Genomic DNA, 24836 nt, shown 5'->3' with positions numbered 1-24836 from the left:
GCGTCCCCTGCCCGCGTCGTGCCGGCAGCGTGTCAGTGCAGGACGCGGGCGCCGTGCACGGGGCCGGTCGCGCGGAGTGCCACGCGCCCCGAGGCGCTCAGCGCGACCTGGACCTCGAGCGCGGCGTCACGGTCGGGCACCAGGAAGGCCACGGTGGGACCACTGCCGGACACGAGACCGGCCAGGGCGCCGGAGCGCTCCCCGAGCTCGAGCGTGTCGGCCAGGCCCGGCTGCAGGCGCATGGCCGGGGCCTGCAGGTCGTTGTGCAGGTTCTCGGCGAGGAGTTCGGCGTCGCCCGCCCGGAGCGCCTGGAGCACGTGCGCCTCGACGACGGGCGTCCGCGGGGCCGGGGAGATGTCGGCCCGGTAGCGCTCCCGGTGCTCGTCGAGCGCGCGGTACACCGACGGCGTGGAGAGCCCGGTGTCGCTCAGTGCGAGCACCCAGTGGAACTCGCCCTTCGCCAGCGCCGGGCTGAGCTCGTCGCCACGACCCGTCCCGACGGCGGTCCCGCCGGCGAAGGCGAAGGGGACGTCGGCCCCGAGTTCGGCGGCGAGCCGCAGCAGTTCGTCGCGTCCGAGTCCGGTGCCCCAGAGCGTGTCGACCGCCAACAGGGTCGCGGCGGCGTCAGCCGAGCCGCCGCCCATCCCACCGGCGACGGGCACCTGCTTGTCGATCGTCAGACGCACACCGCCGCGGTGTCCGGCGGTCCGGGCGACGAGCCGTGCGGCCCGGAGCGCCAGGTTGGTGTCGTCGGTCGGCACCGAGGACGAGTCGATCGGCCCGGTGAAGCGGACGGAGAAGTCGTCGGCACGCTCGGCGGTGACGTCCTCGTACAGGGACACCGCCTGGTACGCGGTGGCGACGTCGTGGTACCCGTCGTCCTGCAGGGCGCCGACCGACAGGTGGACGTTGATCTTGCCCGGCGCGCGCGTCCGCACCCGACCGGGAGCAGGCATCGACGTCATGCGACCAACCTATCCCCGTCCCGTCGGTCCACCCGCCGTCCGTACCGGACGGGAGGCCCGTGGCGGCGCCGCCACGGGCCTCCCGTCCGACGGCTCACGCCGCAGCGGCGAAGCCGCGCTCCAGGTCCGCGATGACGTCGTCGACGTGTTCGAGGCCGATGGACAGCCGGATGAGCCCCTCGCCGACGCCCGCCGCGGCCCGCTCGGACGGGGTCATCTGCACGTGGGTCGTCGACGCCGGGTGCACGACGAGGGAACGGACGTCACCGATGTTCGACACGTGGTCGAAGAGCTCGAGCGCGGACACGAAGCGCCGCCCGGCCTCGACGCCGCCGGCCAGGTCGAACGCGAGGACGCTCGACGGCCCCTTCGGCACGTACCGCTGCTGCAGGTGGTGCCACGGGGAGCTCGGCAGGCCGGCGTAGTGCACGTGCTCGACCTGGTCGTGTGCATCGAGCCAGGACGCGACCGTCGCGGCGTTCGACACGTGCCGGTCCATGCGGAGCGACAGCGTCTGGATGCCCTGCAGCACCAGGAAGGCGTTGAACGGTGCGATCGCCGGGCCGAGGTCGGCGGAGAGCTTCGAGCGGGTGCGCTGGATGAACGCACGGCGACCGAACTTCTCCGCGAAGTTCGTACCCGAGAAGCCCGAGTGCTCGGTCGTCGTCAGCTGCGGGTACTCGTCCGGGTGTGCGGCCCAGTCGAAGTTGCCGCTGTCGACGATGAGTCCGGCGATGGCGCTGCCGTGCCCGGCGAGGTACTTCGTCGCGGAGTGCACGACGATGTCCGCGCCGTGCTCGATCGGCCGGACCAGGTACGGCGTCGCGATGGTGTTGTCGACGATGAGCGGGACGCCGGCCTCGTGCGCGACGCCCGCCACCCCGGCGAAGTCGAGGACGTCGCCGCGCGGGTTCGGGATGGACTCGCCGAAGAACGCGCGGGTCTCGGGTCGGACGGCCGCGGCCCACTCGTCCAGGTCCGTCGGGTCCTGCACGAAGGTGAACGCGATGCCGAGGTCGCGGAGCGTCGACGCGAAGAGCGTGTACGTCGCGCCGTAGAGCGACGCGCTCGACACGATGTGGTCCCCGGCACGGGCGAGCCCGAGCACGGCGAGCGACGTGGCCGCCTGCCCGGACGCGAGCGCGAGCGCGGCGACCCCGCCCTCCAGGTCGGCGATCCGACGCTCCAGCGCCGCAGCCGACGGGTTGTTCACCCGGGAGTACGTGTGCCCGGGTGCGTTGAGCAGGAACCGGTCGGCCGCGTCCTCGCCGGACGGGTACACGAAGGCCGCGGTCTGCGCGATCGGCGGCACGTTCCCGCCGAAGCCCGGATCGGCCTTGAACCCGGCGCGGATCTGCCGGGTCTCGAACGCCCAGTCGTCCTCGGCGGCCATCAGGACACCGTCTCCACGGGGACGGACGCACGCACGAGCGGGATGACCTGCTCGCCGAAGCGCTCCATCTCCTCGAGCTGCGGCGAGAACTGCAGGAGCAGGGTGTCCACACCCACCTCCTCGTACTCGCGGATCCGTGCGGCGACCTGCTCCGGCGTCCCGACGAACTGCGGGCGCAGGCCCCGGTTCGACACCGAGTAGTCCTCGAGCGACGGCACGTGCTCGAGCTGCGACTTCGAGATGAAGTCCTGGTAGGACTCGTACGCCTTGCCGTGCTGCACGTCGGTGATGCGCGCGAGCTCGGCCTGCGCTTCCTCCTCGGTGTCGCGCACGATCGCGTACGCGGCCATGCCGAACGCCTCGAACGGCGGGAGCCCGGCGTCCTCGCGGCGCCGGCGCATCTCGGCGATCTTCGTGCGGAGCTCCTCGACGGTGCCGCCGTGGGTGACGTAGGCATCGGCGTAGTGCGTGATGCTCGCCTTGCCGGCCTCGCTCTCACCGCCGGCGTAGATGCGCGGGGTGACGCGGGGCTTCGGCTCGAGGTGGGCGTTCTCGATCTCGTAGTACTCGCCGGAGAAGCTGTACGGCGTCTCGCGCCACAGCCCCTTCATGATCTCGACGAACTCCGCCGTGCGCTTGTACCGGTCGTCGTGCTCCGAGAAGATGCCGCCGTACTGACGGGCCTCTTCCGCCCACCAGGCGCTCACGACGTTGAAGGTGAACCGGCCGCCGGAGATGTCGTCGATCGTCGCCGCCTGCTTCGCCGTCACCGCGGGCAGGTGGTACCCGGGCCGCATCGCCGCCATGATCTCGAGGCGCTCGGTCGTCGCCGCGATCGCCGCCGCGAGCGCCCACGCCTCCAGGCTCGGCGCCGCGACGCCCTTGATGTCGTTGAGGTTGAGCTCCGGCACGAGCGTCAGGTCGAACCCGATCCGCTCGGCGCGCTGCGCCAGGAGCTTCACGTAGTCGAACGTGACCGGCATCTGCTCGTCGTCGACGTTGCGCAGCCAGCCGCCGAAGAGCGGGGTCCAGTATCCGAATCGCACGGGGGTTCCTTGCTGGTGGAGATGACGGTCTGGAGGCTCGGTTCCGGTGGCGAGCCGGGCCTCCAGACCGGTGGGTGGGTCAGGCGGTGCCGTGTGGTGCGGCGGTGTCGTGTCGCCGGTCAGGCGTGCGCCGCCGGTGCGGCGGCCGTGGCGTACTCCGCGTCGAGCAGCCCGCCGAGGTAGCGGGCGATCGACCGCGGGCCCGAGGCCGGTGCGGCCTCCTCGACGGCGGGGTTGTAGTTCGTGTTCGTGTTGATGTCGTAGACGACCGTCCGACCGTCGGTCGTCTCCATGAACTCGACGCCGGCGATCGTGATCCGCTGGTCGGCGAGGAACGTGCGGAGCTGCTGCACGAGCGGGTGCTCCGCGGTCACCTCGGTCCGGACGCTGAACGCCGGGGGCGCTCCTGCGGTCTCCGTGCCGGGGACCTCGCACACCGCGCCGGCGATGACCTGCGGGACCTCGCATGCGTCGGCGGGGCAGAGCTCGAAGCTGCCCGCACTCGTGTCGACGCGGACGGCGTAGACGAACTCGCCGCCCACGAACTCGACGCGGGTGATGAACGGCTCACGAGCGGTCAGGTACTCCTGCAGCAGCGTGATGCCGTCCACCGGCTCCTCGAACTCCGGGCTGTCGACGTAGGCGTCGAACTCGGCGAGCGAGTCGAAGCGCCGGACGCCGAGGCCCTTGCCGCCCTGGTTGTGCTTCGTGATGAAGGGGACGTCCTGGCCGCCCGTGAAGTCCGCGGCCGCCTGCGTGAGCGTCGCCGTGCCGAACACCGCGGTGGTGCGGGGCACGTCGAACCCGGCCTGCTGCAGGAGCCCGTGCTGAGCGACCTTCGAGACCTCGAGCTCGAGCACGTGGCTGCCGCCGACGACCTGGCGGCCCGCTCGTTCAAGCCAGCCGAGCACCGCGCGGGTGTACTCCTTGCTGTGCTCGTGCCCGCGTGTGTGCGAGCTGGCCGACATGCGGCTCCAGTACACACCGGGCTCCGGTTCGGCGCCGAGGTCGATCTGCCCCTCGGTCAGCAGGAGCTCCCGCACCGGGACGCCCTCGGCCTCGAAGGCAGCGGCGAGCGGCGGGAACCACTCGGGGTTCTCGTGGATGACGGTCACGCGCGGAGTGCTCACCGCCCCACCCTAGGCACGCACGTGTGGGGGCTGCCAGGTGTGTGACGTGGTGTTGCGGCTGCGGCGCATCGACGCACTGGTACATCAGTATCCTGGCTCGATGCGTCTCATCTTCATCGACGAATCCGCTCGTGATGACCGCTACTACTTCTTCGGCGCGCTCATCGTCGACGCGGCAGCGCTCCGGACGATCGAGGACGGGTTGGACGCGGCGGCGACGGACGTCGCGCGGTCAGTGCCGGGGTTCGACCCGGAGACCGAGTTCCACGCCGTCGAGATGTTCCACGGCAAGAGCGGTTGGGGGTGCGTCCCGCCGCAAGTGCGAGTGCGGGCCTGCATGTCGACGGCGACTGTGCTCGCCCGGTCGACGGCCAGTTTCGTGTTCCGGGGCATCGACCTCCGTGCACACCGCGCTCATCCCGTCACGGACGCCCGTCCGGTACACCTCCTGACGCTCGCACACGTGCTCGAAGCGGTCGATGAGCACCTGGAAGGAGCTGACCCGAGTGAGCAACTCGGACTCGTGCTCGCCGACGACCACCACGCCGCCGACGGAGCGCGGCGCAGCCTGCGGGACGTCAAGACGGGCGTGTCCTCCGGATGGACAGCGGGTCCGCTCACCAGGATCGCTGACACGCTCTACTTCGGCCCGTCGCGCGAGAGCCGGCTGCTCCAGGCAGCCGACTTCGCGACGTACTTCCTGAACCGGGACAGGACCGTGCCGGAACGTGACCACCGCGCAGCGCGGGCCACGGCCCGGATCGTGCGGGCAGTGCGGTCGATCACAGTCGAGGAGGCCGTCTGGTGCCCCCCGGACGCACGACGCCCCGCTCGAGGGCGGGGCGCCGGCTGGGTGCGGGAGGTCTGACGACGTCCTGCCATGTCACAATATCATCCGGCATAGGCCCTGTCGAGATCGACGGAACAGGTCGATCCGGCCGTCAACCGGCGAAGGTCTGCTGGCCGAGGACGCCGAGCAGTTCGAGCTTCTGGGCGTCCTCGCTCCCCGGCGGTGCCGTGAAGAGCAGGAGCGCCTGTGCCTGGTCGTCCGTGTGCAGCACCTGGCAGTCGACGGTGATGCGACCGAGCTCGGCCTGCATGATCGTCTTGTTGTCCGACCAGCGGAGGGCGACCTCGTGCAGCGCCCACAGCCGGGCGAACTCGGGACTGCGCCGCTCGAGTTCGGCGACGAGTTCGGTCGCCCGACGATCGCCGGGTCCGGCGAGACCGACCGCCGCCCGCAGTGACGCCACCACGACCCGCCCCAGTCGTTCGTGCTGCTCCGGTGCGTACCGGTCGAGCTCGGTGCCGGTGACGAACCACCGCCATGCCTGGTACCGGTCGTTGCCCGACAGGCCGACCGACGTGCCGAGGAGCGCCACGGCGAGCCGGTTCTCGACGAGGGTCTCCCCCAGGTGACTGACGACGATCGCCGGCGTGTCCGTCAGCCGGTCGAGCACCCGGAGGATCGCCGGGTCCACGTGGTCGGCGCGGTGCATGCGCACCGGCGCGTTCTGCCCCGCGAGGTGGAACAGGTGGTCGCGCTCGTCGAGGGAGCAGCGGAGGGCACGGGCGATCGCGGCCACCATCTGCTCGGACGGCTGCGGTCCGCGCTGCTGCTCCAGGCGCGTGTAGTAGTCGACCGACATGCCGACCAGCGCGGCGACCTCCTCACGACGGAGGCCCGGGGTGCGCCGACGAGCGCCGGCACCGAGCCCGACGTCCTCCGGGCGCAGGAGCTCGCGTCGGCGGCGCAGGAAGTCGGCGAGGGCGGCACGGTCCATGCGTCCAGTCTGCTGCTCGGCGCGGCCGGGAACCAGGGACCGGCGGTCCCCCGATGTGCGGGCTCTGGATGCGTCGACACGGCGCGGGCATCGTGGTCGTCATGGACACCACCAACAGCACCGTCTTCATCCCCGGCGCGACCTCGGGCATCGGCCTGGCGCTCGCGCTCCGCCTGCAGGCCGCGGGCAGCACCGTCGTCATCGGCGGGCGCCGACAGGCCCTGCTCGACTCCCTCGCCGAGGAGCACGGCCTCGGCACGGTCCAGATCGACGTCGCCGATGCCGATTCGATCCGGGCGGCCGCCGACCAGGTCCTCGCCGCACACCCCGGACTCGACGCCCTCGTGACGATGTCGGGCATCATGCGGAACGAGGACCTCCGCGACCCCGGCCACATCGAGGACGCCCTCGAGACGATCCAGACGAACCTGGTCGGGACGATCCGCCTGATCGACGCGTTCCTGCCGCACCTGCTCACCCGCCCGGCCGCCACCGTCATGACGGTGTCGTCGGGGCTCGCGTTCGTGCCGCTCACCGCGACCCCGACCTACAGCGCCACCAAGGCCGGCGTGCACTCGTACACGCAGGCACTCCGGCAGCAGCTCGCCGGCACCGCGGTCGAGGTGCTCGAACTCGCTCCGCCGGCCGTGCAGACCGACCTGATGGGCGGAGCGGACTTCGGCGGCATGCCCCTCGACGCCTTCGTCGACGAGGTGATGACGATCATCGAGGCCGGCGGGACGTCGGAGGTCCTCGTGCAGAACGTCCAGCCGCTCCGGTGGGCCGAACGTGACGGCACCCACCAGCAGATCCTCGAGATGATGGCGGGCCGCGAGCACTGAGCCCGCTCTGCGGCTCAGACCGCGGCGAGCAGGTCCCGCAGTCCGGTTTTCGCCTCGGGCATCCGCTCCGGCCCGGTGAGACGTTCACGCGTCGCCGACAGCCGGACGGTGCCCGGGCGGGGGCCGTCCTCCGTCGTGAGCAGCACCGACTCCCGGTCGGCGGACGTCCACCGGGCCGAGGGACGCTTCCCACCCCGGCGCTCCGAGGTCGGGCCGTGCCCGAACGCGGCGGCCGCGACGACGACCGCGCGGTCGAGCACCGCCTCCCGGTCGCCGTCGACCTGCCGTGAGGCCGAGACGGCGAACGTGCCGTCGGAGCGCTGCCCGGGGACACGGAGGCCGCGGGACTGCTCGTAGCCGACGGCGACGCTCTGCGCCCACCAGGGGTCGACGCCCTGACCGACGAGCCAGGCGGCGATGGCCGTGTGGCCGATGGTGCGCCCGTCGGCTCGGTCGAGGCGGTCGTACCAGTCGTCCGGCGCGGCACCGGTGGCCGCGACCACGCGCTCGGCGGGGATCCCCCGTGCGTGCGAGCGGACGACGTCGTCGGTCATGGAGCGAGCGTACCCAGCGCGGACCGGATCCTCCGCCGGACGGCCGCCAGGTGTGGCGGGGTCAGGACGCGGCGCCGCCGGCGGCCGCGAGGACGGTCCGGCCGAGCCGCACGAAGTCGTCGACCCCGAGCTCCTCGCCGCGGGCGGTCGGTGCGATGCCCGCCGCCTCGAGGACCTCCGACGCACGGGCGCTGCCACCGAGGACGCCGGACAGTGCCTGCCGCAGCATCTTCCGCCGCTGCTGGAACGCCGCGTCGACGAGGGTGAAGACCCGCGACCGCAGCTGCTCGTCCCCCGGCGGTTCGTGCCGGTCGAAACCGACGAGCACGCTGTCCACGTTCGGCACGGGCCAGAACACCTGGCGGCTGACCTGCCCCGCGATGCGCCACGAGCCGTACCAGGCGGCCTTGACGCTCGGGGACCCGTAGACCTTGCTGCCCGGGTCCGCCGCGAGCCGGTAGCCGACCTCGGCCTGCACCATGACGAGCGACCGGACGAGGGACGGGAAGGTGGCGAGGAGGTGCAGGAGCACCGGCACGGAGACGTTGTACGGCAGGTTCGCGACGAGGTGCGTCGGCGCCACGGGCAGGTCCTCGGCGGACACCTGGAGTGCGTCCTGGTGGACGACCGTGAGGCGGGCGTCGGGCTGCATCGCGGCGACGGTGGTCGGCAGGTGCGCGGCGAGCCGGGCGTCGATCTCGACGGCGGTCACGGGAGCGCCGGTCTCGGTCAGCCCGAGCGTCAGGGAACCGAGCCCGGGACCGACCTCGAGCACGCGGGAGTCCGGCGTCACCCCCGCGACCGAGACGATGCGTCGCACGGTGTTGGCGTCGTGCACGAAGTTCTGGCCGAGCTTCTTGGTGGGGGTGACGTCGAGCGTCGCCGCGAGGTCGCGGATCTCCGCCGGACCGAGGAGGGCACCCATGACTACTCCCCCACCGTGGTCGGCTCGTCGTCCCACGAGCCGTACACGAGCTCGGTGTTGGACGAGATCTGCTCGGCGAGCGTCGACGGGTCGGTGCCGAGGGTCTCCGCCATCGACCGCACGGTGAGCGGGATGAGGTACGGCGCGTTCGGCCGGCCGCGGAACGGCGTCGGTGTGAGGAACGGGGCGTCGGTCTCGACCATGATGAGGTGCCGCGGCGCCACGTGCAGGGCGTCCCGCAGGTTCTGCGCGTTCTTGAACGTGACCGTCCCGGCGAAGGACATGTACCAGCCGCGTTCGGCGCAGAGCCGCGCGAGTTCGGTGCCGCCGGAGAAGCAGTGGAAGACCGTCCGTTCCGGAGCGCCGACGCGCTCGAGGACCTCGACCACGGCGTCGTGGGCGTCCCGGTCGTGGATCGTCAGCGCGAGGTCGTACTCCTTCGCGATCCGGATGTGCTCCTCGAACGAGCGGACCTGGGCGGCTCGGCCGTCGTCCCCGGTCCGGAAGAAGTCGAGTCCGGTCTCGCCGATCGCCCGGACGCGCGGCAGCCCCGCGAGCGCTTCGATGCCGGCCAGGTGCTCGTCCAACAACCCCTGCTCGTCGAGCACCGGCGCTTCGTTCGGGTGCAGGGCCACCGCCGCGAGGACGCGCGGCTCACGGGCTGCGATCGACGCGGACCACTGCGAGGTTGCGAGGTCGGTCCCGACCTGCACCACGCCGCGGACACCGACGCTCGCGGCGCGGTCGAGGTGCTCGCCGTACTCGAGCGGACCGTCCCCACCGTCACCGACGCCGTTGGCGATCTCCATGTGGGTGTGGTTGTCGTACACCGGGACCGCCAGGGCCTGCGGCAACGGCGGGTACGTCAGGTCCCGCTTCTGCCCACCACCGTCGCCACCGCGTGCGCGGACGTGCGCGTCCGTCACGCGGCGCCCTGCTCCGGCTGCTCGATGCGCGGGAACAGCCCGGCGGCGAGGGGCGTCACCGTCTCGGAGCCCTGCCACTCCCAGGCACGGTCGACGCGCTGCTCGGCGATCGACCCGCCGGCGCCGATCGACGCCCAGAGCTTCTCGGTGGCCTTCGGCATGACCGGCGACACCAGGACCGCGACGGTCCCGAGTCCGCGGAGCGCCGTGACGAGCACGGTCGCGAGCCGCGCACGCTGCGCCTCGTCCTTGGCGAGGGCCCACGGCTCCTGCTCGGTGATGTAGCCGTTGAGGGCGTCCACGAGCTCCCAGACGGTGCTGATCGCGTCGTGCGGCGCGAAGGCCTCGATCGCCGCGTCGGCACGCTCGGTGACGGCCTGCGCGAGGGCGTCGATCGCGGCGTCGGACTCGGTCAGCTCCCCGCGCTCGGGGACGGCGCCGTCGAAGTAGCGGTTCAGCATCGCGACGATGCGGGACGCCAGGTTGCCGAACCCGTTCGCGAGCTCCGCCTGGTACCGCGCCGAGATGTCCTCCCAGCTGAAGTTGCCGTCCTGCCCGAAGGTGATGGCACGCAGGAAGTAGTAACGGAACGCGTCGGACCCGAACGTGTCGGTGATCTCGCTCGGGGCGATGCCGGTCAGCTTCGACTTCGACATCTTCTCGCCGCCGACGAGCAGCCACCCGTGGCCGAACACGCGCTCCGGTACCGGCAGTCCGGCCGCCATGAGCATCGCGGGCCAGATGACAGCGTGGAACCGTGCGATGTCCTTGCCCACGATGTGCACGCTCGGCCAGAGACGCTGGAAGGCCTCGTCGTCCTCCGTGCCGTAGCCGAGTGCGGTGACGTAGTTGAGGAGCGCGTCGAACCAGACGTAGAGGACGTGGTCCGAGTCCCAGGGGATCTGGATCCCCCAGTCGAAGCTCGACCGCGAGATGGACAGGTCGCGCAGGCCCTGCTTGACGAACGACACGATCTCGTTGCGGACGCTCTCCGGCTGGATGAACTGCGGGTTCGACTCGTAGAGGTCGAGCAGGCGCTGCTCGAAGTCGGACATGCGGAAGAAGTAGTTCCGCTCGGCCAGGACCTCCACCGGGATCGAGTGGATCGCGCAGACCTGCTGGCCCTCGTACGGACCGGTCCCGGGCACGAGGTCGCTCGGCTGCTTGTACTCCTCACACCCCACGCAGTAGAAGCCCTCGAACTCGCCCGCGTAGATGTAGCCGTCGTCGTACAGCTTCTGCAGGAACGCCGTCACGCCCCGCTCGTGCCGCTCGTCCGTCGTCCGGATGAAGTCGTCGTTGGCGACGTCCACCGTGTCGAGCAGCGGCTTCCACGCGTCGGTGACGAGCCGGTCGGCCCACTCCTTCGGTGTGACGTCGTTCGCCGAGGCGGTCCGCAAGATCTTCTGCCCGTGCTCGTCGGTGCCGGTCAGCAGCCAGGTGTCGTCGCCGCGCTGCCGGTGCCAGCGCGCGAGGACGTCCGCGGCGACCTCCGTGTACGCGTGCCCGATGTGGGGCACGTCGTTGACGTAGAAGATCGGCGTGGTGATCGAGAACGAGCTGCCGTCGGCCATGCGGACCATCCTAGAGGCGACTCGAAACCGCGCGACGCGCCTCCCGGCCGCCTGTGGATGACCGGACAGGAGGCTCGTCGCGACGTCGCCACGGGCCTCCCGTCCGACTCCCCCCGGTCGGTTCAGCGCGCGGCGAGCGCGCCTTCGTAGAGGTCCCGCTTCGACAGCCCGGTCGCGTCGGCCACCGCGGCGGCGGCTTCCTTCATCCGCGCTCCCGCGGCCACGCGCTCGAGCACGAGGCGGACACCGTCCTCGATCGTGGCGTCCTCCCCCGACCCGGTGGCCCCGGCGACGACGACGCAGATCTCGCCGCGGACCCCGTCGGCCGCCCACTCGGTCAGCTCGGCGAGGGTGCCGCGACGGACCTCCTCGTGCAGCTTCGTGAGTTCACGACAGACCGCCGCGCGCCGGTCGGCACCGAAGCCGGCGGCCATGTCCCCGAGCGTGTCGGCGATCCGGTGCGGGGACTCGAAGAAGACCATCGTCCGCTGCTCCCCGGCGAGCGCCGCGAAGACACGACGCCGCTCCCCGCCCTTCCGGGTCGGGAACCCCTCGAACGTGAAGCGGTCGGTCGGCAGCCCGGAGAGGGCGAGGGCGGTGAGCACGGCGCTCGGGCCGGGGACGGCCGTGACGGTGACGCCTGCGGCCGCGGCGGCCTCGACCAGCGGGAACCCGGGGTCGCTGATCGCCGGCATGCCCGCGTCGGTGAGCACCACGACGTCGTCCTCGCGGGCGAGCTCGACGACCTCGGCCGCGCGCTCCCGTTCGTTGTGCTCGTGCAGCGCGATGAGGCGCGGTCGGTTCTCGATGCCCAGGGCACGCATGAGGTGGATCGCGGTCCGGGTGTCCTCGGCGGCGACCACGGAGGCGTTCGACAGCGTCTCCACGAGTCGACGGGAGGCGTCACCGAGGTTGCCGATGGGGGTTGCTGCGAGGACGATCACGTCCCCATTGTCGTCGTCACGCCTGCGACCTGTGGACAGCGCAGCCGACGCGTGCGCGGCCTCCGTAGGATGCTGCGCGTGACCACGGACCTGGCCGACCCGCTGCAGACCGTGCCGGACGTCCCCCGTGGCTCGCGGCTCGACGACTGGTGGGCGCGCACGCTGTCCGTCGGCTGGCGGGTCGCCGCCTGGCGCTGGGGCGGCCCGATCGCGGTGACGGTGCTGGCCGCGGTACTCCGCCTGGTCGACCTCGGGCGACCGCACTCCCTGGTGTTCGACGAGACGTACTACGTCAAGGACAGCTGGTCGCTCGTACATCTCGGGTACGAGGGCACCTGGCCGGCGAACCCGACCGACGAGGGCGCGCCGACCACCGACGACCGGTTCGCGAGCGGGCAGACCGACATCTACTCCCGCGCCGCCGAGTTCATCGCGCACCCGCCGCTCGGCAAGTACCTCATCGGCCTCGGCATGCTGGTGTTCGGGCCGGACAACGCGTTCGGGTGGCGGTTCACGGTCGCCGTGCTCGGCATCGCGACCGTGTTCCTGATCGCCGTCATCGCGCGGTCCTTGTTCCGCTCGACGCTCGTCGGGACGCTCGCCGGCGGCTTCCTGGCGGTGGACGGGCAGGCGATCGTGATGTCCCGGGTCTCGCTGCTCGACGGCATCGTCACCTTCTTCGTCGTCCTCGCCTTCGGCGCCCTGCTGCTCGACCGGCGCTGGTCCGCCCGCCAGCTCGACCGGTGGACCGACCGGCGGGCAGCGGCCGGACGGGCCACGCTCTGGGGCCCGGTGCTGTGGTGGCGACCGTGGCTGCTCGCGATGGGCGTCGCGCTCGGGCTGGCGTCGTCGACGAAGTGGACCGGGATGTACTTCCTGGCGTTCTTCGCGGTGTACTCGGTCCTCAGCGACATGATGCTGCGACGACGGGCGGGCGTGGCGTTCTGGTCGTCCAGTGCGGCGCTGCAGCAGGCACCGGTCACGTTCCTGCTCACCGTGCCGGTCGCCGCGGTGACCTACCTGGCCTCGTGGTCCGGGTGGTTCCTGACGAAGGGCGGCTGGGACCGCGACTGGATCGGCGGCGGCGGACAGCGCTGGACGGGCGTGCTCGCGTGGGTGCCCGACAGCCTGCAGAACTGGTGGCACTACCAGTCCGAGATCTACGCCTTCAACATCGGCCTGCACACGCCGCACTCGTACCAGGCGAACCCGCTGCTCTGGCTCGTGATGCAACGCCCCACGTCGATGTACTACCAGGGCACGAACGCGGGCCAGGACGGCTGCGGGTTCGACCGGTGCGGCGCTGCCGTGACCGGGATCGCGAACCCCTTCATCTGGTACGCCTCGGTGATCGCCGCCGTGGTGCTGCTCGTGCTCTTCGTCACGCGTCGGCGATGGGAGTACGGGCTCGTCCTGATCGGCATCGGCGCGGGGTACCTGCCCTGGCTGATGTACCTGGACCGGACGGTGTTCCAGTTCTACACGATCGCCTTCGAGCCGTTCCTCGTGACGGCCCTGGCCGCGGCGATCGCGCACCTGATCGGGTCACGGGACGATCCGCGGCGACGGCGGACGCGGGCGCTGCTCGGGCTCGGCGTGTACCTGCTGGTCGTGGTCCTCGCATCGGTGTACTGGTACCCGATGTGGACGGCGATGCAGGTCCCGTGGGACTTCATCCGCTCGCACTACTGGCTGCCGAGCTGGTTGTAGCGCTCGGCCGATCACGCCGTCGCGGGCACGCGCCGTCGCGGGCACGCGCGGTCGCATCCGCGTGCCCTCGGGGGCACCTGGGACGCCGCCGTCAGGATTGCGGCTGCATCGACCGCTCGAGGGCGTCGCGGTCGAGCGGCACGCCGACCATCGGGTCCTGCCGGGCCTGCGGCAGCACGCCGTCGACGAGGACCTGGGCGTAGCGCTTCCAGGCGTCCGGGTCGTGGTTCCGGGTCGCGTCGGCCACGGCGCCGACCATCGTCGTGAGGATGGGCAGGTCACGGGCGTCGAAGCCCGGCCGGACGACCCCGGCCTCGCGGGCACGACGGATGATCTCGGCGACCTGCCGCTCGAGACGGTCCCGCTCCTGCATGACCGACGGTCGGGCCTTGCCCGCGCGGACGATCGCGTCGGCGAGCGCTCGGTCGCGGGCGCGGAAGGCGAACACGCCCATCAGGTACAGGCGGAGCGACTCACGGGGGTCGGTCTCCTCGGCAGCGGCAGCGGCCGCGGCGTTCAGCGCCTCGAACTTGGCGCTGAGCAGGGCCGCGATCAGGGAGTCCTTGTCGGCGAAACGTCGGTAGACGGTGCCGACCCCGACCCCGGCCTCGTGGGCGATGTCGTTCAGGGTCACCGACAGGCCGCGCTCCGCGAAGCACTTCCGTGCCGTCTGCAGGATCAGTTCGCGGTTCCGCGCCGCGTCGGCACGGAGGGGCCGGTCGAGGTCGAGAGGCCGATCGAGATCGGCTGCGGGTCCGGTGGTGCTCACACACCGAATGTAATCGACCTCTCTGGGAACAAGCGGATGCGGTTGCTCCGTTTCGATGTACAGTGACCACAAGCGGATGCCGCGCATCCGCTTCACCCTCCTCCGGGACGCCCGACGGCGCGCGCCCCTCCCCTTCCATCCTTCGAGAAGGAGGCTGTCATGACGGCAGAACAGACCGCGCCCGCTCCCACAGGAGCGACGCCGACGACCGCGGGCACCACCCCGGCCCGCACCGACCACCGCTGGATCGCCCTGGCGGTCATCGCGCTCGCCCAGCTCATGGTCGTCCTCGACGCCACCATCGTGAACATCGCCCTGCCCTCCGCGCAGGAGGACCTCGGGTTCGCCACCGACCAGCGCCAGTGGATCGTCACGGCGTACTCGCTCGCGTTCGGCTCACTGCTCCTGCTCGGCGGTCGTCTCGGCGACCTGTTCGGCCGGAAGAACACCTTCATCATCGGCCTGGTCGGGTTCGCCGTCGCCTCCGTGCTCGGCGGGCTCGCGGACTCGTTCGGGCTGCTCGTCGCCGCCCGCGCGCTGCAGGGCGTCTTCGGTGCGCTGCTCGCCCCGTCCGCCCTCGGCATGCTGACCACCACCTTCCGCGACCCGAAGGAACGCGGGCGCGCGTTCGGCATCTTCGGGTCGATCGCCGGGTCCGGGGCCGCCATCGGCCTGCTGCTCGGTGGCGTCCTGACCGAGTACGCGTCGTGGCGCTGGTGCCTCTACGTCAACGTGGTCTTCGCGGTCCTCGGCGTGATCGGCGCACTCGTCTTCATGGCGAAGCCGCCGAAGGTCGAGCGTCCGCGCATCGACGTCGCCGGCGTCGTCACCATCACCGCCGGTCTCGTCGGGGTCGTCTACGGCTTCTCGAACGCCGAGACGAACGGCTGGGACGCCCCGCTCACGATCGGCATGCTGGTCGGCGGCGTGCTGCTCATCGCCGCGTTCGTCGTCATCGAGACCCGGGTCGCGCACCCGCTGCTGCCACTCCGTGTCGTGCTCGACCGCGACCGCGGTGGTTCGTTCGTCGCGATCGGCCTCGTCGCGATCGGCATGTTCGGCATCTTCCTGTTCCTGACCTACTACCTCGAGCAGACCCTCGGGTTCTCGGCGCTGCAGACCGGCCTGGCGTTCCTGCCGATGCCGCTGTCGATCATGATCTCCGCCACGCAGATCGGCGGTCGCCTGCTCCCCCGCGTCGGCCCGAAGGTGCTCATCTTCGCCGGGGCACTCGTCGCCGCGACGGGACTCCTGCTGCTCCTCCGCACCGACCTCGACAGCTCCTACGCGGGTACCGTCCTGCCGGCACTCGTCGTCATCGGCCTCGGGATGGGGACGATCTTCTCGTCGGCCATGAACACCGCCACGACCGGGGTCGCCCGGTCGGACGCCGGCGTCGCGTCGGCCACGGTGAACACCATGCAGCAGATCGGTGGCTCGATCGGTACCGCGCTGCTGTCGACGATCTTCGCGAACGTGGTGGAGAGCAGCCTGTCCGGGCTGACCGCGGCTCCGACGGCGCTCCAGCAGGCGCAGGCCACGCTCGACGGCTACCACGCCGCCTTCGCGATCTCGGCCGGGGTGCTCGTGGTCGTGGCGATCGCCAGCGGACTGCTCATCAACCGCCAGTCCGTCCGTGTCGCCCGTCTCGAGCGGGCCGGGGCCGGTACGACCGGCAGCATCCCGACGGCTGCGCACTGAGCGACCGAGCCGCTGCGTCGCACGACACCACGGGACGGACACGGCACCGCGCGACCGCACGGTGCCGTGTCCGTCCCGTGCTGCGTCCTTCCGTCCGTGCCGGATCGCGCGGCACAAGTCGCCCCGTTGCTCACACCCTGTCGCGGGTCAGGGGTCTGGTTTACCGTGTGGGCATGGCCCCCGTCCTGACCTCGCCGCTCGTCTCGACGCAGTGGCTCGCCGACCACCTCGGTGCGGACGACCTGCTCGTGCTCGACGCGTCGGTGCACACGGACGGCCGCGGCCTCGACATGTCGTGGCACTCGGCGCGCGACACCCACGAGCGCCGCGGCCACGTGCCGGGCGCCGTCTACGCCGACCTCGTCGACGAGTTCTCCTCGCCCGAGACGGGACTCCCCTTCACCCGTCCCGGAGCCGAGCGGTTCGAGGCGGCAGCCCGCGCGCTCGGCGTGAGCCGTGCCTCCACGGTCGTGGTCTACGACGACGGCATCGGCGAGTGGTCCGCACGGCTCTGGTGGATCTTCCGCTCCTTCGGCTTCCGGACGGTCGCCGTGCTCGACGGCGGGTTCGCGAAGTGGCGCGACGAGGGCCGGCCGGTCCGCGTCGGCGCACTCTCGCGGACTCCTCGGCCTGCCGCGGACGACGACGCCTTCGTCGCGGGCGAGGAACTCCCGCTGTGGGCCGACCGGTCGCGCGTGCTCCGCGCCGTGGACGGGTCGGAGCCAGCAGCACTCGTCCTCGCCGCAGACCCCGAGGACCTCGGTGACGACCACCCGCCCCTCGTCCCGGGCACCACGACCATCCGTGTGCGGGACCTCCTCGGCGAGTCGAACGCGTTCCTCCGTCGGTCGGAACTCGAACAGGCGCTCGCACCGGTCCTGACGGCGGACGAGGTCGTGACGTACTGCGGGGTCGGGAGCGCGTCGTGCGTGGACGCCCTGGCCCTGACGATGCTCGGGCACGAGAAGGTCCGCGTGTACGACGGGTCGCTGGCCGAGTGGTGGCGGGAGCCGATCGCCTCCTGACCGGGGCGGTCGACACCGCCGAGCCGACGTGGCCCGGGGGCTAGCGTTGGCGCCATGAGCAGCAGACGCGCGGTGGTCCTCGGCGGGACCGGCGGCATCGGGTCCCAGGTCGCCCGCGAACTCCTCGACCTCTCGGGTCGGGGTGGGGACGACTGGTCCATCGAGATCGTCTCGCGGCAGGGCGGTCCCGTCGCCGACGACCTCGTCGCCGCCGGTGCGCTGGCCCGCCCCGGCGACCGACGGGACACCGCGCTGCTGCGGGACCTGCTGCGGCCGGGGGCGGACCTGCTCGTCGACACCGTCGGTGTGACCCGGGACGACGCCCTGCAGCTCGCGCCGTTCCTGGACGACGTCGGCTCGACCGTGTTCGTGTCGTCGAAGGCCGTCTACGTCGACGAACAGGGGCGGCACGCCAACTCGGTCGACAAGCCCGTGTTCGGCGGCGCGGTCACGGAACTCCAGCCGACGATCGCGCCGGGCGACGGCGACCCGACCTCCCGCGACGGGTACGCCGCGGCGAAGGTCGCGGCCGAGCAGGTGCTGCTCGACCACGGCGCACCGGTCACCGTCCTCCGCCCGTCCAGGGTGTACGGCATCGGGATCGGACGACCGCGCGAGTGGTTCGTGGTGCGGCGGGTCCTCGACGGACGGGAGCGGATCCTGCTCGCCGACCAGGGGCGCAGCGTCGACCACACGACGGCCGCGTCCGGCATCGGCTCGCTCGTCCGGCTGGTCGCGGAGGCCCCGGACCGCCGGATCCTCAACGTCGCGGACGAGACCGCCCCGACCGCGCTCGAGATCGTCCGCACGGTCGCCGGACACCTCGGCCACACGTTCGACGAGGTCCTGCTCGGCGAGGACGCACCGGCGTTCGTCGGACTCACGCCGTGGTCCACCCCGTCCCCGTCCGTGCTCGACACGACCGCGGCCCGGGCGCTCGGATGGGTCCCGCCACGGTTCGCGGAGGCGGTCCGGTCGGAGGTCGACTGGCTCGTCGAGACCGCCCACCGGACCCCCGCGGACGGCGACGTCCCGTGGGCCGACGACCCGTTCTGGGACCGGATGTTCGACTACGGGCCGGAGGACGCGGCGCTCGCGCTGCTGTCGTTGGGGCTCGGCTGAGCGGTGGTCGAGCAACTGCGGCGTCCGGAGGTGCTCCTCGTCGGCGGCCGATCCGGGGTCGGCAAGTCGACCGTGGCAGCGGCTCTCCACGAACTGCTCGCCGCAGCCGAGGTCCGGCACGTGGTGATCGAGGGCGACACCCTCGACCTCGCCTGGCCGGCGCCGCACCTGGAGCACCCGGAGGCTCGGCTCGCCGAGCGGAACCTCGCAGCCGTCTGGGCCAACGCCCGGGCTCTCGGTCACCACCGCCCGGTCTTCACCAACTCCGTCTCGGTCCTCGGGGCGCCCCGGTTGGCTGCGGCGATCGGTGACGACCCGATCGTCACCGCCGTCCTGCTCCGCGCCGCCGACGACGTGGTCCGGGACCGGCTGGCCCGTCGCGCCGGCGGCTCAGCCCCACCGGCGGACGTCCGGCGCAGTTCCGCGACGGCCCGGAGGCTCGACTCGGCGGTCACGGACCACGTCGAGCGGGTGGACACCGACGGGTCCGCACCGGTCGAGATCGCCCGACGGCTCGGGCTGCTCACCGGCTGGCTCGGCTGACGTGTGTGCAGCTGTGGACGTTGGCTCGCTCTCCACAGGACGGCCTGGAGGCCCGCCCACACAGGCCGGGCGGGGCACGCTGGGTGCATGAACGACAACCGGCTCGGATCCGCGGTCAGCCCGTACCTCCGCCAGCACGCCACCAACCCGGTGGACTGGCGGGAGTGGGGAGCCGAGGCGTTCGCCGAGGCGCGCGAGCGGGGCGTCCCCGTCCTGGTGTCGATCGGGTACGCCACCTGCCACTGGTGCCACGTCATGGCCCGGGAGAGCTTCTCCGACCCGGAGGTCGGCGAGCTGCTGCGGCGGGACTTCGTCGCGGTCAAGGTCGATCGTGAAGAACGCCCGGACGTCGACGCGAGCGCGATGGCCGCCGCGAGCGCCTTCACCGAGCAGCTGGGCTGGCCGCTGACGGTCTTCATGACGCCGGATGCGCAGGTCTTCTACGCCGGCACCTACTACCCGCCGCAGCCGGTCGGGCAGCACCCGTCGTTCCGCCAGGTCACGGCCGCGGTGCTCGACGCATGGCGGGACCGTCGGCAGGAGGTGGACGCGAACGCGTCGGCCATCGCGCGGGCGATCCGGCAGGGTGCGGAAGCGGACGCGGCCTCCGCGCAGGCGGGGCGCACCGACGGAGCCGGCTCGGGCCTCCCGTCCGTCGACGCGATCCGCGGGGTCGTGACCGACCTCGAGCGAGCGGAGGACGCCGAGTACGGCGGCTTCGGGGGCGCACCGAAGTTCCCGAACGCGCCGCTGTTGGAGTTCCTCGGTGATGCCGCAGCCGACGGGGTCGAGCCGGCTGGCGGTCTCCTCCGCCGCGCGCTGGGCGCCATCGCCGGGTCGGAGCTGACCGACGCGGACGGCGGTGTCTTCCGGTACGCCACGCGCCGCGACTGGTCCGTCCCGCACTACGAGCGGATGCTCTACGACAACGCCGGGCTGCTCGCCGTCGCCGACCCCGCTCGTGCCCGCGGCATCGCCGACTTCCTGCGCGACACGCTCCGGCGGCCGGACGGCGCGTTCGTCGCCGCCCAGGACAGCGAGTCGACGATCGACGGTCGACGGGTGGAGGGCGAGTGGTACCGCCTGCCCCTCGACGAACGCACCCGGCTCGACCCACCACCGCTCGACGACCAGGTCCTGACCGGGTGGAACGGCCTGGCGGTCCGAGGATTGGTGTCAGCCGGAGCACGAAGCGGGGACGACGAGATGATCGACCTCGCTCGTGCCGCGGCGGACGCGGTCATCGCCGCACACCTCCGGGACGGGCACGTCACCGTCCGCTCGAGCTCGGGTGCCGGTACGTCGGCGGCGGCGCCGACCTTGGAGGACCTCGGGCTGTTCGCCGAGGGGCTCCTCGAACTCGCGCTCGCGACGGGCGAGCTGCGTTACGCGACGATCGCCAGGACGCTCGTCGACGACGGCCTGTCCGGTGCACTCGAGGTCGACCCGGTCCTCGCCGCGGCCGGGACGGCGACCGGCGAGCAGCCGCAGACCGCGCTCCGGTCGGGGACCGTCGCGCTCGCGAGCGCGGCTGCGGTCCTCGCCGCACTGACCGGGGACGACGATCGGCGGACCGCTGCGGCACGGCTCATCGCCGACCGCGCGCGGACCGGAGTGGATCGCCCGCTCGGGCACGCCGACGCCCTCGGACTCGCGCTCGCCCTGCAGCGTCCCTCGCGCGAGGTCGTCCTCGTCGCTGACGACCGGTCAGTGCCCGAGGTGACAGCGATGCTGCGCGCCCTCCGGTCCACACGTCGGCCCGGGACGATCACCGCGGTGCTGACGCGAGCGCAGGCGGCCGAGTGGGCGGAAGCCGGGTTCACGCTCATGGAGGGACGGGACACCGCGGACGGCGTGACCTACGTCTGCCACGACCGCGTCTGCGCCCTGCCGGCACGCACCGCCGACGAGCTCGCGGCGCAACTCGTCTGATGGTGGACCCGCCCGGGCGGTATCCTGGAATGCTCATGTCGAATCCCCCCGTCATCACGTACCCGCCGGAACTGCCCGTCTCGCAGCGGCGCGACGACATCGCCGCTGCGATCCGCGACAACCAGGTCGTCATCGTGGCCGGGGCGACGGGTTCGGGCAAGACGACGCAGCTGCCGAAGATCTGCCTGGAACTCGGACGCGAGAACATCGGCCACACGCAGCCCCGCCGCATCGCCGCGCGCACGATCGCCGAGCGAGTGGCAGACGAGCTCGGCGGTGAGCTGGGCGACCTGGTCGGGTACCAGGTGCGCTTCACCGACAAGGTGAGCGCGAACACCCGCATCAAGCTGATGACCGACGGCATCCTGCTGAACGAGATCCACTTCGACCGGGATCTCGAGCGGTACGACACGATCATCATCGACGAGGCGCACGAGCGGTCCCTCACCATCGACTTCCTGCTCGGGTACCTCAAGCGACTCCTCCCCCGGCGGCCCGACCTCAAGCTCATCATCACGAGTGCCACGATCGACCCGGAGTCGTTCTCACAGCACTTCGGCGGCGCCCCGATCGTCGAGGTGTCCGGGCGCACCTACCCGGTGGAGATCCGCTACCGGCCGCTCGTCGCCGACGAGGACGCCGCTGGCGACGACGAGGACGAGGACGAGTTCGACGAGCGTCCTGCCGGCACCCGACCGGCGACGTCGAAGGGCGGCGCCGCGGGCCGCACCGGGAGCCCGACGGCTGGCGATGACCGGGACCCGCTGCAGGGCATCACGGACGCGCTGGACGAACTCGCCCGCGAGGACCCGGGCGACGTCCTCGTGTTCCTGTCCGGCGAGAACGAGATCCGCGACGCCCAGGACGCCATCGAGGGCAAGCACTACCCGGGAACCGAGGTCCTGCCGCTGTACGGGCGGTTGTCCGCGGCCGATCAGCACCGGGTGTTCCAGCGCTCGACGACGCCGGGCGTCCGCCGTCGGGTGGTGCTCGCGACGAACGTCGCCGAGACGTCCCTGACGGTCCCCGGCATCAAGTACGTCATCGACACCGGGACGGCCCGCATCTCGCGGTACTCCCCGCGGGCGAAGGTGCAGCGACTGCCGATCGAGGCGATCTCGCAGGCGTCCGCGAACCAGCGCTCCGGTCGAGCCGGCCGCACGAGCGCGGGCATCGCGATCCGCCTGTACTCGGAGGACGACTTCGACCGTCGTCCCGAGTACACCGACCCGGAGATCCTCCGGACGAATCTGGCCGCCGTCATCCTGCAGATGATCTCCCTCGGCTTCGGTGACATCGAGTCGTTCCCGTTCCTGCAGCCGCCGGACTCGCGCGGCGTGAAGGACGGCCTCGACCTGCTGCGCGAACTCCGCGCCGTCGACACGGCCGGCGCCATCACGAAGACGGGCAAGCAGCTGACGCGGCTGCCGATCGACCCCCGCCTGGGTCGGATGGTGCTCGAGGCGAGCCGGCAGGGCGTCGGCCGGGAGGTCATCGCCATCGTCTCGGCCCTGAGCATCCAGGACCCGCGTGAGCGTCCACTCGAGAAGCGCGCACAGGCCGACCAGCTGCACGCGCGCTTCGCCGACCCCACCAGCGACTTCCTGACCCTGCTCGGCCTCTGGAACCACCTGGAGGAGAAGCAGGAGGAACTGTCCTCGAGCGCGTTCCGCCGGATGTGCAAGGCGGAGTTCCTCAACCACCTCCGCATCAGCGAGTGGCAGGACCTGTACCGCCAGCTCTCGCGGGCGGCGAAGCAGGTTGGAATCCACGTCGGCAAGGAGCGCAAGGACGACCCCGATTCGGTCCACCGCGCGTTGCTCGCCGGGCTCCTCAGCCAGATCGGCCTGCGCGACCGTGAGAAGCGCGACTACCTCGGTTCGCGGAACACCCGCTTCGTGGTGTTCCCGGGCAGCGTGCTCGCGAAGAAGCAGCCGGACGCGGTGATGGCCGCCGAACTCGTCGAGACCAGCCGTCTGTTCGCCCGGACCGTCGCACGCATCGACCCAGCGTGGGTGGAGCCCCTGGCGGGTGACCTGCTCAAGCGCACCTACGGCGAACCGCACTGGGAGAAGAAGCAGGGCGCGGTCGTCGCGTTCGAGCGCGTCACGCTGTTCGGTGTGCCGATCGTCCAGCGACGCCGGGTGCAGTACAACCGGATCGACCCGGTGCACTCGCGGGAGCTGTTCATCCGGCACGCCCTGGTCGAGGGTGAATGGGACTCGCAGCAGGCGTTCGACCGCGCGAACCGGAAGCTCCGGCGTGAACTCGAACAGCTCGAGGAGCGGACCCGACGGCGGGACATCCTGCTCGACGACGAGACGGTCGTCGAGTTCTACGATGCCCGCATCCCCGCCGAGGTCGCCACGACCCGCGACTTCGAAGGCTGGTGGCGCAGGACGCGCCGCGACCAGCCCGACCTCCTCACGATGCGCCGCGAGGACCTCCTCGACGAGTCCGCCGCATCCGCCGCTGAGGACGACGCCGAGTACCCGACCCAGTGGCGGAGCGGCGACCAGCGCCTCGCCGTCCGCTACCGCTTCGAGCCCGGCGCCGAAGACGACGGCGTGAGCGTCCAGGTGCCGCTCGCCGTCCTGCCGCGCATGCGGGAAGAGGGCTTCGACTGGCAGGTCCGCGGGCTCCGGAAGGAACTCGTCACCGCGCTCATCAAGGCGCTGCCGAAGCAGATCCGCAAGAACGTCGTCCCGGCCGCGGACTGGGCGGAGAAGATCGTCGCCGAGCTGCCGGACGACGCCCCGACGACGCCGACCGAGAGCTTCCGCGCGACCCTGGCGAAGACGATCCAGCGGCTCGTGCACGTGCCCGTCTCCGAGTCCGACTTCGACATGTCGCGGGTGCCCGCGCACCTGTTGCCGACGTACGCGGTCGTCGACGAACGCGGACGCCGGGTCGAGGCCGGCAAGGACCTCGCCGCCCTGCAGACCAAGCTCAAGGACCGCACGCAGCAGAGCGTCGCCGCCGCCACGCAGCGGCAGGGCCAGCCGGGAGGCTCGTCCCGGGTCGCGGACGCCGGCTCGGGCCGCCGCATCGAACGGTCCGGCCTGACCGCTTGGCCGGACGAGGACCTGCCCGAGGTGCTCGACACGAAGCAGGCCGGTGGGGTCATCCGCGCCTACCCGGCACTCGTCGAGGAGGGCAGCGGGCCGAAGGCAACCGTCGGCGTGCAGCTCCTCGCGACGCCGGGAGACCGCGCCGTCCAGATGCCCGCGGGGGTGCGGCGACTCGTCATGCTCGCGGTGCCGTCCCCCGTCTCCTACATCCAGCAGCACCTCACCGCGCAGGAGAAGCTCGCCCTCGCCGCGAGTCCCTACCCGTCCACGTCTGCGCTCTTCGACGACGTCCTGGCCGCCGTGGTCGACGCCGGGATCCGCCGGACCCACCCGGACGGTCTCGTCTTCACCCGGGCAGCGTTCGAGCAGGTCCGGGATGCGGTCTCCGCGACGGTGGTGGACACGATGTTCACCGCCGTGTCCGAGGTCGCGGCCGTCCTGACGGCGCAGCGGAACGCCGAGCGGGCGCTGAAGCAGGCGACGAACATGGCGCTGCTGCCGGCCCTGTCGGACATGCGCCAGCAGATGGAACGGCTGGTCTTCGCCGGGTTCGTCTCGGTCGCCGGACTCGACCGACTGCGGCGCATCCGCGTGTACCTGCAGGGCATCGAGGCCCGGGTGACCAAGCTCCTGCAGAACCCCGGCCGGGACGCCGGGTGGATGCGCGAGGTCACCGGCGCGACCGATCGCTACGTCGAGGCCGGGGGCGCGTTCCCACCGGTCGTGGGGTCGCATCCGGAGCTCGTGCACGCCCGGTGGATGCTCGAGGAGTTCCGCCTCAGCCTGTTCGCGCAGGAGCTCGGCACCGCCGAGACCGTCTCCCTGCAGCGGATCACGAAGGCCCTCACCGCGGCCTCACGCTGACCGGAGGACGGCTCCT

Annotated in this window: 20 protein-coding genes; 9 read left to right on the top strand and 11 right to left on the bottom strand. The window is 71.8% G+C overall.

Annotation, left to right across the window (positions count from 1 at the left end):
- Window positions 1-32 precede the first annotated feature (32 nt).
- The 4 genes from DEI95_RS10745 to DEI95_RS10730 all read right to left on the bottom strand — a co-directional run bounded on the left by DEI95_RS10745 (window position 33) and on the right by DEI95_RS10730 (window position 4534).
- On the bottom strand, window positions 33-965 hold the full coding sequence (locus DEI95_RS10745; protein WP_110825979.1) for a 4-(cytidine 5'-diphospho)-2-C-methyl-D-erythritol kinase: 933 nt from the start codon (window positions 963-965) through the stop codon (window positions 33-35).
- Window positions 966-1059: 94 nt separating this feature from the next.
- Entirely contained in the window at window positions 1060-2358 is a 1299-nt protein-coding gene (locus DEI95_RS10740; protein ID WP_110825978.1) for an O-acetylhomoserine aminocarboxypropyltransferase/cysteine synthase family protein, read from the bottom strand.
- On the bottom strand, window positions 2358-3404 hold the full coding sequence (locus tag DEI95_RS10735; protein ID WP_110825977.1) for an LLM class flavin-dependent oxidoreductase: 1047 nt from the start codon (window positions 3402-3404) through the stop codon (window positions 2358-2360). The genes DEI95_RS10740 and DEI95_RS10735 overlap by 1 nt, the downstream gene beginning before the upstream one ends.
- A 119-nt stretch (window positions 3405-3523) precedes the next feature.
- A complete protein-coding gene (locus DEI95_RS10730) occupies window positions 3524-4534 on the bottom strand; it encodes a RimK family alpha-L-glutamate ligase (RefSeq protein ID WP_110825976.1) in 1011 nt (336 codons plus the stop codon).
- A gap of 100 nt (window positions 4535-4634) precedes the next feature.
- Here DEI95_RS10730 and DEI95_RS10725 point away from each other — a divergent pair, with 100 nt between their 5' ends.
- On the top strand, window positions 4635-5402 hold the full coding sequence (locus DEI95_RS10725; protein ID WP_111060218.1) for a DUF3800 domain-containing protein: 768 nt from the start codon (window positions 4635-4637) through the stop codon (window positions 5400-5402).
- Window positions 5403-5475: 73 nt separating this feature from the next.
- Here the strand turns inward: DEI95_RS10725 and DEI95_RS10720 are convergent, their stop codons facing one another.
- A complete protein-coding gene (locus DEI95_RS10720) occupies window positions 5476-6318 on the bottom strand; it encodes a helix-turn-helix transcriptional regulator (RefSeq protein ID WP_110825974.1) in 843 nt (280 codons plus the stop codon).
- Window positions 6319-6419: 101 nt separating this feature from the next.
- Between DEI95_RS10720 and DEI95_RS10715 the strand changes: the two genes are divergently transcribed.
- Window positions 6420-7160, top strand: a complete 741-nt coding sequence (locus tag DEI95_RS10715) for an SDR family oxidoreductase (RefSeq protein WP_111060261.1) — start codon at window positions 6420-6422, stop codon at window positions 7158-7160.
- A 14-nt stretch (window positions 7161-7174) separates the two neighbouring features.
- On the opposite strand, the gene DEI95_RS10710 is transcribed toward DEI95_RS10715, so the two are convergent.
- From DEI95_RS10710 to rsmI, 5 genes are all read right to left on the bottom strand, one after another.
- Window positions 7175-7714: a hypothetical protein gene (locus DEI95_RS10710; RefSeq protein ID WP_110891235.1), complete on the bottom strand. Its 540-nt coding sequence runs from the start codon at window positions 7712-7714 to the stop codon at window positions 7175-7177.
- 61 nt (window positions 7715-7775) lie between these two features.
- Entirely contained in the window at window positions 7776-8639 is an 864-nt protein-coding gene (gene rsmA / locus DEI95_RS10705) for a 16S rRNA (adenine(1518)-N(6)/adenine(1519)-N(6))-dimethyltransferase RsmA (protein ID WP_111060217.1), read from the bottom strand.
- Between the two features lie 2 nt (window positions 8640-8641).
- Window positions 8642-9565, bottom strand: a complete 924-nt coding sequence (locus DEI95_RS10700) for a TatD family hydrolase (RefSeq protein ID WP_111060216.1) — start codon at window positions 9563-9565, stop codon at window positions 8642-8644.
- Window positions 9562-11139, bottom strand: a complete 1578-nt coding sequence (gene metG, locus DEI95_RS10695) for a methionine--tRNA ligase (protein WP_110825970.1) — start codon at window positions 11137-11139, stop codon at window positions 9562-9564. The genes DEI95_RS10700 and metG overlap by 4 nt, the downstream gene beginning before the upstream one ends.
- A gap of 122 nt (window positions 11140-11261) precedes the next feature.
- On the bottom strand, window positions 11262-12083 hold the full coding sequence (gene rsmI, locus DEI95_RS10690; RefSeq protein ID WP_110825969.1) for a 16S rRNA (cytidine(1402)-2'-O)-methyltransferase: 822 nt from the start codon (window positions 12081-12083) through the stop codon (window positions 11262-11264).
- Between the two features lie 78 nt (window positions 12084-12161).
- On the opposite strand from rsmI, the gene DEI95_RS10685 reads away from it, so the two are divergent.
- The gene (locus DEI95_RS10685; protein WP_181436281.1) at window positions 12162-13793 is read left to right on the top strand and encodes a dolichyl-phosphate-mannose--protein mannosyltransferase; all 1632 of its coding nucleotides are present in this window, start codon (window positions 12162-12164) and stop codon (window positions 13791-13793) included.
- 91 nt (window positions 13794-13884) lie between these two features.
- Here the strand turns inward: DEI95_RS10685 and DEI95_RS10680 are convergent, their stop codons facing one another.
- A complete protein-coding gene (locus DEI95_RS10680; protein WP_181419618.1) occupies window positions 13885-14562 on the bottom strand; it encodes a TetR/AcrR family transcriptional regulator in 678 nt (225 codons plus the stop codon).
- A gap of 159 nt (window positions 14563-14721) precedes the next feature.
- Between DEI95_RS10680 and DEI95_RS10675 the strand changes: the two genes are divergently transcribed.
- From DEI95_RS10675 to hrpA, 6 genes are all read left to right on the top strand, one after another.
- Window positions 14722-16263, top strand: coding sequence for an MFS transporter (locus tag DEI95_RS10675; RefSeq protein WP_110891239.1), 1542 nt, complete (start codon window positions 14722-14724; stop codon window positions 16261-16263).
- Between the two features lie 173 nt (window positions 16264-16436).
- Window positions 16437-17288 (top strand): sulfurtransferase, encoded by an 852-nt coding sequence (locus tag DEI95_RS10670; RefSeq protein ID WP_111060214.1) that lies wholly within the window; start codon window positions 16437-16439, stop codon window positions 17286-17288.
- Between the two features lie 54 nt (window positions 17289-17342).
- Window positions 17343-18410 carry an NAD(P)-dependent oxidoreductase gene (locus DEI95_RS10665; RefSeq protein ID WP_111060213.1) on the top strand — a complete coding sequence of 356 codons (1068 nt, stop codon included), beginning with the start codon at window positions 17343-17345 and terminating at the stop codon, window positions 18408-18410.
- 3 nt (window positions 18411-18413) lie between these two features.
- Window positions 18414-18953 (top strand): AAA family ATPase, encoded by a 540-nt coding sequence (locus DEI95_RS10660; RefSeq protein ID WP_258367570.1) that lies wholly within the window; start codon window positions 18414-18416, stop codon window positions 18951-18953.
- An 87-nt stretch (window positions 18954-19040) separates the two neighbouring features.
- A complete protein-coding gene (locus DEI95_RS10655; protein WP_110891242.1) occupies window positions 19041-20885 on the top strand; it encodes a thioredoxin domain-containing protein in 1845 nt (614 codons plus the stop codon).
- Window positions 20886-20920: 35 nt separating this feature from the next.
- On the top strand, window positions 20921-24820 hold the full coding sequence (hrpA, locus tag DEI95_RS10650) for an ATP-dependent RNA helicase HrpA (protein WP_111060259.1): 3900 nt from the start codon (window positions 20921-20923) through the stop codon (window positions 24818-24820).
- The last annotated feature ends 16 nt before the right edge of the window (window positions 24821-24836 follow it).

This window comes from Curtobacterium sp. MCBD17_008, assembly GCF_003234475.1.
Lineage (GTDB): Bacteria > Actinomycetota > Actinomycetes > Actinomycetales > Microbacteriaceae > Curtobacterium.
Note: the sequence above shows the minus strand (reverse complement) of the source record. Positions and strands in the feature narration are given on the sequence as shown.

Excerpts from the sequence above, each read along its gene's own strand:
- DEI95_RS10745 (WP_110825979.1), bottom strand. The coding sequence starts at position 965 with ATGACGTCGATGCCTGCTCCCGGTCGGGTGCGGACGCGCGCGCCGGGC.
- DEI95_RS10740 (WP_110825978.1), bottom strand. The coding sequence starts at position 2,358 with ATGGCCGCCGAGGACGACTGGGCGTTCGAGACCCGGCAGATCCGCGCC.
- DEI95_RS10725 (WP_111060218.1), top strand. The coding sequence starts at position 4,635 with ATGCGTCTCATCTTCATCGACGAATCCGCTCGTGATGACCGCTACTAC.
- DEI95_RS10720 (WP_110825974.1), bottom strand. The coding sequence starts at position 6,318 with ATGGACCGTGCCGCCCTCGCCGACTTCCTGCGCCGCCGACGCGAGCTC.
- DEI95_RS10715 (WP_111060261.1), top strand. The coding sequence starts at position 6,420 with ATGGACACCACCAACAGCACCGTCTTCATCCCCGGCGCGACCTCGGGC.
- DEI95_RS10710 (WP_110891235.1), bottom strand. The coding sequence starts at position 7,714 with ATGACCGACGACGTCGTCCGCTCGCACGCACGGGGGATCCCCGCCGAG.
- rsmA (WP_111060217.1), bottom strand. The coding sequence starts at position 8,639 with ATGGGTGCCCTCCTCGGTCCGGCGGAGATCCGCGACCTCGCGGCGACG.
- metG (WP_110825970.1), bottom strand. The coding sequence starts at position 11,139 with ATGGCCGACGGCAGCTCGTTCTCGATCACCACGCCGATCTTCTACGTC.
- DEI95_RS10675 (WP_110891239.1), top strand. The coding sequence starts at position 14,722 with ATGACGGCAGAACAGACCGCGCCCGCTCCCACAGGAGCGACGCCGACG.
- DEI95_RS10670 (WP_111060214.1), top strand. The coding sequence starts at position 16,437 with ATGGCCCCCGTCCTGACCTCGCCGCTCGTCTCGACGCAGTGGCTCGCC.
- DEI95_RS10665 (WP_111060213.1), top strand. The coding sequence starts at position 17,343 with ATGAGCAGCAGACGCGCGGTGGTCCTCGGCGGGACCGGCGGCATCGGG.
- DEI95_RS10655 (WP_110891242.1), top strand. The coding sequence starts at position 19,041 with ATGAACGACAACCGGCTCGGATCCGCGGTCAGCCCGTACCTCCGCCAG.
- hrpA (WP_111060259.1), top strand. The coding sequence starts at position 20,921 with ATGTCGAATCCCCCCGTCATCACGTACCCGCCGGAACTGCCCGTCTCG.